We start from the raw sequence: 6,752 nt of genomic DNA, 5'->3' as shown, positions 1-6,752 counted from the left end.
GATGGCCGATGGCGGCGGGCCCCCGGAGTAATGCCGGAGTGAGGGCATGCCGAGCCTGAGCGAGGCACCGAATGGAGGGGCAAAGCCTTTTGGTTCCTTTTCGGCGTTTGGAAAAGGGACTCGCTGTAAGAGCGAAACCGCCAGCAGCCGTTACCGCAAAAACGGATATGTACCCCAATCGTAGAATGCCGCGTGTGTGCCGACCTGAAGTCGAAGGGCATACGAAGGGCGGTGTAGACTGAGGCCCTGTCCTCTTTCGGCAAGACAAGGGAGTGTGCCCAGCCATGATCGGTGCCGAGTTACTGTCATCCGAAACCCTGACGGTGGGGTGGCTGATCTATGCACCGGTGCTGATCTGGGCCATTGCACGAGCCCCCTGGGTCGAACTGTTCAGCGATAGCCGCCGCCAGCATCTATTGTTCGGCACGGTGTTCGCGCTGTTCATGCTCTGGCTGGTACGACGGGACTTCGACACCGGCGTGTCCTATCACTTCATCGGTATGACCGCGGTGACGTTACTGCTGGATTGGCCGTTGGCGATTGTCGGCGGGTTGGTCGCGCAAGCGGGATTGGTGCTGCTCGGTCGGCAGGACATGGCGGCCATGGGGGTCAACGGCGCGTTGCTGATTCTGCTGCCGGTGCTGGTCACCGAGTGCTGCGCCATCCTGGTCGAACGCGCGCAGCCGCGTAATCCCTTTGTGTACATCTTCTGTTCCGGTTTTTTTGCCGCTGCGTTGTCGGCCCTGTTGTGCCTGATTCTGGCGCTCACGCTGCTGTGGTACGACGAACGTTTCGCCATGCCGTATTGGCTGGAAGATTTTGTCGGCTATCTGTGGTTGCTCATCTTCCCCGAAGCGTTTATCAACGGCATGGTGGTCAGCGCATTGGTGGTGTTCTGCCCCGAATGGCTGGAGACGTTCAATCGCACCCGCTACCTTTCAGCGCCCTGGAAGGACGACGATCCCAAATCTTGATCCACATCAAATCCAAAAAACGTTGCCGAATCCATGCTCTGGAAAACCTTCAGGAGTATGGAAATGAGTGTCTACGAATGGGCCAGGCAGGAGCTGCGTCAGAGTCTGGATGTGGCGCAAGAGGTGGGCTTCGATCCGGGATTGAGCCTGCGCGCCTTGCTCAGTGCGGTGGTGCAGCAGAGCAAGGCGGTACGCAATGTCGAAGACCTGGCCGATGAGTTGCGGTTTCTCGCCGAGAACCTCGACGAGGGCCAGGACTATGGCTTTATGCGGCCCTGAGGGGCGGGATCAGTGGCGCGGGTCGAAGTCGCCGCTGAACATCTCGTCCTCGGCATCGGGAGGCACCGGGATCTTGTGTTCTTCCGACGCCCAGGCGCCCAGGTCGATCAATTTGCAACGGTCCGAACAGAATGGCCGGAACTTGCTTTCGGGGCTCCATTCGACAGGGGCGCCGCAGGTTGGGCAATCGACGGTTGGGGTTTGGCTCATGACTGGCCTCCACGCAAAGTAAGGTAAAAGTGATGCAGGCGTTCGACCTCGCTGTGCAGCCAGGCGAGGTCGCGGTCGTTGACCACCACATCGTCGGCATGGTTCACGCGGTCCTGTCGGCTGGACTGGGCCTTGAGGATCGCCTGGACCTGCTGTTCGCTGGTCTGGTCACGCTGCAGGGTGCGTTCGATCTGTAACTGTTCCGGGGCATCGATCACCAGGACCCGTTGGGTCATGGCGTACTGCCCGGACTCGATCAGCAGCGGCGAAACCAGAATCGCGTAAGACGATTGTGCCTTGGCCAGATGGTGGACGATTTCTTCGGCGATCAGCGGATGCAGCAGTGCTTCGAGCCAGCGGCGTTCATCCGGCACTTCGAAGATCAGCTTGCGCAGCGCCGCACGATCCAGTTGGCCGTCGGCTTGCAGCACGCCGGGGCCAAAGTGCTCGGCGATCTTCGCGAGTGCCGGGCGACCGGGTTCGACCACCCAGCGCGCCGCATGATCGGCGTCTACCACGTGCACGCCCAGATCGATGAAGTGCTGGGCTGCCGCGCTTTTGCCGCTGCCGATGCCGCCAGTCAGGCCGAGAATCCAGGGTTTTTCCACAGGGGTATTCATTTCAAACCGACAAACAGCCAATAGAAGCCGGTTATTTGACCACCCCAGAGCAAGGCAATCCAGCCGGCAATAGCCAGATAGGGGCCAAAGGGCAGCGGAGTCGAGGTTTGCGCATCCCGCAGGCGCAGCAAAATCACCCCGATGACGGCGCCCAGCAGCGATGACAGCAGGATGGTCAGCGGCAGGATCTGCCAGCCGCCCCAGGCGCCGAGCATCGCCAAGAGCTTGAAGTCACCGTAGCCGATGCCGTCCTTGCCGGTGATCAGCTTGAACAGCCAGAACACCGTCCACAGCGCCATATAGCCGGCCACCGCGCCCCAAAGCGCGTCATGCAATGAGACGAAAAGCCCGAAACTGTTGACGATCAATCCCAGCCATATCAACGGCAGCACCAGCACGTCCGGCAACAGCTGGTGTTCGGCGTCGATCAGGCTCATCGCCAACAGGCCCCAGCTCAGGACCAGCACCATGCAGGCTTGCCAGCCGAAACCGAAATGCCAGGCGACGAACGCCGACAGCACGCCGCAGGCCAGTTCGGTCAGCGGGTAACGTTTGCTGATCGGCGTCGCGCAGTTCGAGCATCGCCCACGTAAAAACAGATAACTGAGCACGGGAATGTTTTCCCACGCTCGAATCCGATGGCCACAGTCGGGGCACTCGGAGTGAGGCAGTATCAGGTTGTAAGCCGGGCCAGGGGCTTCGGGTGGCAAATCCAGTACGTCATGGGCCTGCAGGCGCCATTCACGCTCAAGCATTTTCGGCAGGCGCCAGACCACCACGTTGAGAAAACTGCCGATAACCAAGCCGATCACCCATGCGGTGATCGTGAAGGCCAGCGGGTTGAGACTCAAAAATTCGTTCAAGGACATATCAGATCGCTGAGCCGAGTTGGAAGATGGGCAGGTACATCGCAACCACCAGGCCACCGACGATAACCCCCAGCACCACCATGATGAAAGGCTCCATCAGACTGGTCAGGTTATCGACCATGTTATCGACCTCGTCCTCATAGAAGCTCGCGACCTTGTCGAGCATGTCGTCCAGAGCGCCAGACTCTTCGCCGATGGCCGTCATCTGGATCGCCATGTTCGGAAAGATGCCGGAGGTACGCATGGCAAAATTCAGCTGCATGCCGGTGGAAACATCCTGCTTGATGCGTAATACCGCTCGCTTGAACACGATGTTGCCGGTCGCGCCCGCCACTGAATCCAGGGCTTCGACCAGTGGCACCCCGGCGGCAAACGTCGTCGACAAGGTGCGGGCATAACGGGCCACGGCGGACTTGTACATGAGCGCGCCAACCAACGGCAGTTTCAGCAGCCAGGTGTCCATCCGGTCCCGGAAACCCGGGGACTTTTTAAAGGCGTGACGTACGCCGAAGATCGCCCCACCCAGCATGCCGAGCATCATCCACCACCAGGCCTGCATGAATTCCGACAAGCCGATGACCATCACGGTGAAGGCCGGCAGCTCGGCGCCAAACCCCGAGAACACCGACTCGAATTGCGGCACAACCTTGACCAGCAGAATCCCGGTCACAATGATCGCGACGAACACCACCGCCAGCGGGTAGGTCATGGCTTTCTTGATCTTGGCCTTGAGGCTTTCGCTCTTTTCCTTGTAGGTCGCCACCCGTTCCAGCAGGGTATCCAGGGCGCCGGCCTGTTCGCCGGCATCCACCAGGTTGCAGTACAGCTCATCGAAATATTGGGGCTTTTTGCGCAGGGCTGCGGCGAAGCTGTTGCCGGCCGCGACTTCCTGTTTCACCTCGTCCACCAGCTTGCGCATGTTCGGGTTATCGAAGCCCTCACCGATAATGTCGAACGATTGCAGCAGTGGTACACCGGCTTTCATCATGGTCGCCATCTGCCGGGTGAACAGGGCAATGTCCAGGGGCTTGATGCGTTTGCCGGCACTGAAAATGGACGCGGTTTTTTTCCGCACCTTGCCCGGGTTGATCCCTTGCTTGCGCAACTGGGCCTTGATCAGCGCGGGATTCTGGCCGGTCAATTCACCGGTCATTTTTGAGCCCTTCTTGTCCGTGCCTTCCCAGGCATATACGCTGATTTTCGCTGCTTTGGCCGCCATGTTCAGTCCTTCGTGACCCGGTTGATTTCTTCAAGGCTGGTGATGCCTTGCATGGCCTTGAGCAGGCCCGAAGTACGCAGGTCGTTGAAGCCGTCCTTACGCATCTGGATGTCGATTTCCAGTGAATTGCCTTCAGCCATGATCAGCCGTTGCAGTTCTGGGGTGTTCTTTACCACTTCATAAATCCCTACTCGCCCTTTGTAACCGTTGTTGCACTGATCGCAACCGACCGGTTCATAGATCGTGAACGAGCCGATGCGTTCCTCGGGAAAGCCTTCTTTGATCAGCGCCTCGCGGGGAATCTCGATGGGCTTTTTGCAATGACTGCACAGTTTGCGCGCCAGGCGCTGGGCGATGATCAGGCTGACCGAGGTCGCGATGTTGAACCCCTGAATCCCCATGTTGTGCAAGCGGGTCAGGGTTTGCGCGGCGCTGTTGGTGTGCAGGGTGGAAAGCACCATGTGCCCGGTCTGGGCAGCCTTGATGGCGATTTCGGCGGTTTCGAGATCGCGGATTTCACCGACCATGATCACGTCCGGGTCCTGACGCAGAAACGAGCGTAGCGCCTGGGCGAAATCCAGTCCTTGCCTGGGATTGACGTTGACCTGGTTGATACCTTCGATGTTGATTTCTACCGGGTCTTCGGCAGTGGAAATATTGATGTCGACGGTGTTGAGGATGTTCAGCCCGGTATAGAGCGATACGGTCTTGCCCGAGCCGGTGGGGCCCGTTACCAGGATCATTCCCTGTGGCTGCTTGAGGGCGGCCATGTACAGCTCTTTCTGGTCGGGTTCGTAGCCGAGGGCATCGATGCCCATTTGGGCACTGGACGGGTCGAGGATCCGGATCACCACCTTCTCGCCCCACAGGGTTGGCAGGATGTTGACCCGGAAATCGATGGACTTGCTTTTGGACAGGCGCATCTTGATTCGCCCGTCCTGGGGTTTGCGCCGTTCGGAGATGTCGAGGCTGGCCATGACCTTCAGCCGCGAAGCAATGCGGTTGGCCAGTTGTGTCGGCGGCCTGGCGACCTCCCGCAGCATGCCATCGGTGCGCACCCGCACGCGGTAGATTTTTTCATAGGGCTCGAAATGCAAGTCGGAAGAACCGCTCTTGATCGCGTCGAGCAGCATCTTGTGGACGAAGCGAACGACGGGGGCATCATCGGCATCTTGCCCCACGAGGGCATCCTGTTTCTGCTCATCGACCGACTCGATGTCCAACCCGTCGAGGTCGACATCGGCCATGTCTTCCAGGCCGGTGGAGTGGTTGTCGAAGAATTTTTCGATGGCGTCGCTGAGCTTGTCTTCCTCCACCAGAATGGCTTCGGTGCTCAGCCCGGTGCTGAACTGGATGTCGTTGATGGCTTGATGATTGGTCGGGTCGCAAATCCCCACGAACAGCTTGTTACCACGCCGCCAGAGGGGCAGGGCGTGATGCTGACGGATCAGCTTCTCGCTGACCAGCCCTCGAGGTTGGGTGTCCTTGTCCAGGCAATTGAGGTCCAGCAAGGCCATACCGAAGTGCTCCGAGGCCACTTCGGCGACTTGCCAGCTCTTCAGTAGTTTGTTTTGCACCAGATAGCTGACCAGCGAGATTCGATTGCGCTGGGCTTGCTGATACGCCTCTTGCGCACTTTGGTCAGTGATCAGCTCGGCCAGCACCAATTGCTTGGCCAGACCGCTAAGGGCAATGTCATTCATTGGGATACCGACGTCAGACAGTTAATGACTTATAGCCTAGTCAAGCAGTGGAACCAAACCAGCCGGGGTTAGGTGACAAAAAGTGTCAGATAGTGCGGATCCTTGGAGCAGGAAAGGTCTTTAGCGCGATCTCGCGCCCCGCAGGCAGGGGCGCGCGCGGCTTGGCATGACCTGTGCTGTGCCTTGTTCAGATCATGAGATTTCGACTCATGCATGGAGCCTGTCTATGAAAAATCAAAATGGTTTTACTCTGATCGAGCTGCTGATCGTGGTTGCGATCATCGGGATTCTGGCGACGTTTGCGTTGCCGCAGTATTCGAAATACCAATCACGGGCGAAGGTCACCGCTGCGGTTGCAGAAATCTCGGCACTGAAGGTGCCTTTCGAAGACGTTATTAATCAAGGCACCGATATTGCCGCCCCCGCCGGGATCGGCGCGACGACCCCCACGGGTAATTGCACGATTACAGCGACAGGTACCGCCTCTACCGGTGTGGGCAGTATTGGTTGCACGATTCTCAACGCACCGGGGCCGGTGCTCGGCAAAACCGTTACGCTTTCGCGTACCCTCGCCGGTGGCTGGACTTGCGCTACGACGGCTCTACAAGAGTACGCACCTAAAGGCTGCACCGGTACCTGATCCATATCACCCGGCATAAACAATGCCCCGCTTCTCACGACGCGGGGCATTTTTTTGTTGGTCATTTGGGGGCGATTTGGATGATCACGAAAACCCCCGACAATTCATGGCCTTAGGCCTGCGCTAAAACCCGCAAGTTGCATGTAGATAATTTCGAAGTCATGCAATTTGCATGATTTCGAAAATTACAGTTTTGTCTAACATATTGATTTATATCTGTTTATTTTTAATCTGACAG

Annotated in this window: 8 protein-coding genes; 3 read left to right on the top strand and 5 right to left on the bottom strand. The window is 58.2% G+C overall.

Translation table 11 applies throughout. The features are described from left to right. Window positions 1-284 precede the first annotated feature (284 nt). The gene (locus PMI30_RS00565; RefSeq protein WP_008015129.1) at window positions 285-974 is read left to right on the top strand and encodes an energy-coupling factor ABC transporter permease; all 690 of its coding nucleotides are present in this window, start codon (window positions 285-287) and stop codon (window positions 972-974) included. A gap of 63 nt (window positions 975-1,037) precedes the next feature. Then, complete coding sequence (locus PMI30_RS00570; RefSeq protein WP_008015127.1) at window positions 1,038-1,253, top strand: hypothetical protein; 216 nt, start codon at window positions 1,038-1,040, stop codon at window positions 1,251-1,253. Window positions 1,254-1,262: 9 nt separating this feature from the next. Here the strand turns inward: PMI30_RS00570 and yacG are convergent, their stop codons facing one another. Genes yacG through pilB form a run of 5 tightly spaced genes read right to left on the bottom strand, consistent with a single transcriptional unit; the run spans window position 1,263 to window position 5,874 of the window. After that, complete coding sequence (yacG, locus tag PMI30_RS00575; RefSeq protein ID WP_008015124.1) at window positions 1,263-1,463, bottom strand: DNA gyrase inhibitor YacG; 201 nt, start codon at window positions 1,461-1,463, stop codon at window positions 1,263-1,265. Further along, the gene (gene coaE / locus PMI30_RS00580) at window positions 1,460-2,083 is read right to left on the bottom strand and encodes a dephospho-CoA kinase (RefSeq protein ID WP_008015123.1); all 624 of its coding nucleotides are present in this window, start codon (window positions 2,081-2,083) and stop codon (window positions 1,460-1,462) included. The genes yacG and coaE overlap by 4 nt, the downstream gene beginning before the upstream one ends. Continuing rightward, window positions 2,080-2,952: a prepilin peptidase gene (locus PMI30_RS00585; RefSeq protein ID WP_008015120.1), complete on the bottom strand. Its 873-nt coding sequence runs from the start codon at window positions 2,950-2,952 to the stop codon at window positions 2,080-2,082. The genes coaE and PMI30_RS00585 overlap by 4 nt, the downstream gene beginning before the upstream one ends. A 1-nt stretch (window position 2,953) precedes the next feature. Continuing rightward, on the bottom strand, window positions 2,954-4,171 hold the full coding sequence (locus PMI30_RS00590) for a type II secretion system F family protein (protein WP_008015119.1): 1,218 nt from the start codon (window positions 4,169-4,171) through the stop codon (window positions 2,954-2,956). A 2-nt stretch (window positions 4,172-4,173) separates the two neighbouring features. Beyond that, the gene (pilB, locus tag PMI30_RS00595) at window positions 4,174-5,874 is read right to left on the bottom strand and encodes a type IV-A pilus assembly ATPase PilB (RefSeq protein ID WP_008015117.1); all 1,701 of its coding nucleotides are present in this window, start codon (window positions 5,872-5,874) and stop codon (window positions 4,174-4,176) included. Window positions 5,875-6,100: 226 nt separating this feature from the next. Between pilB and PMI30_RS00600 the strand changes: the two genes are divergently transcribed. Then, complete coding sequence (locus PMI30_RS00600; protein WP_008015115.1) at window positions 6,101-6,514, top strand: pilin; 414 nt, start codon at window positions 6,101-6,103, stop codon at window positions 6,512-6,514. Window positions 6,515-6,752 lie beyond the last annotated feature (238 nt).

This window comes from Pseudomonas sp. GM50 (genome assembly GCF_000282375.1).
Lineage (GTDB): Bacteria > Pseudomonadota > Gammaproteobacteria > Pseudomonadales > Pseudomonadaceae > Aquipseudomonas.
The sequence above is the reverse complement of the archived record's forward strand: the minus strand, read 5'-3'. Positions and strand labels throughout refer to the sequence as shown.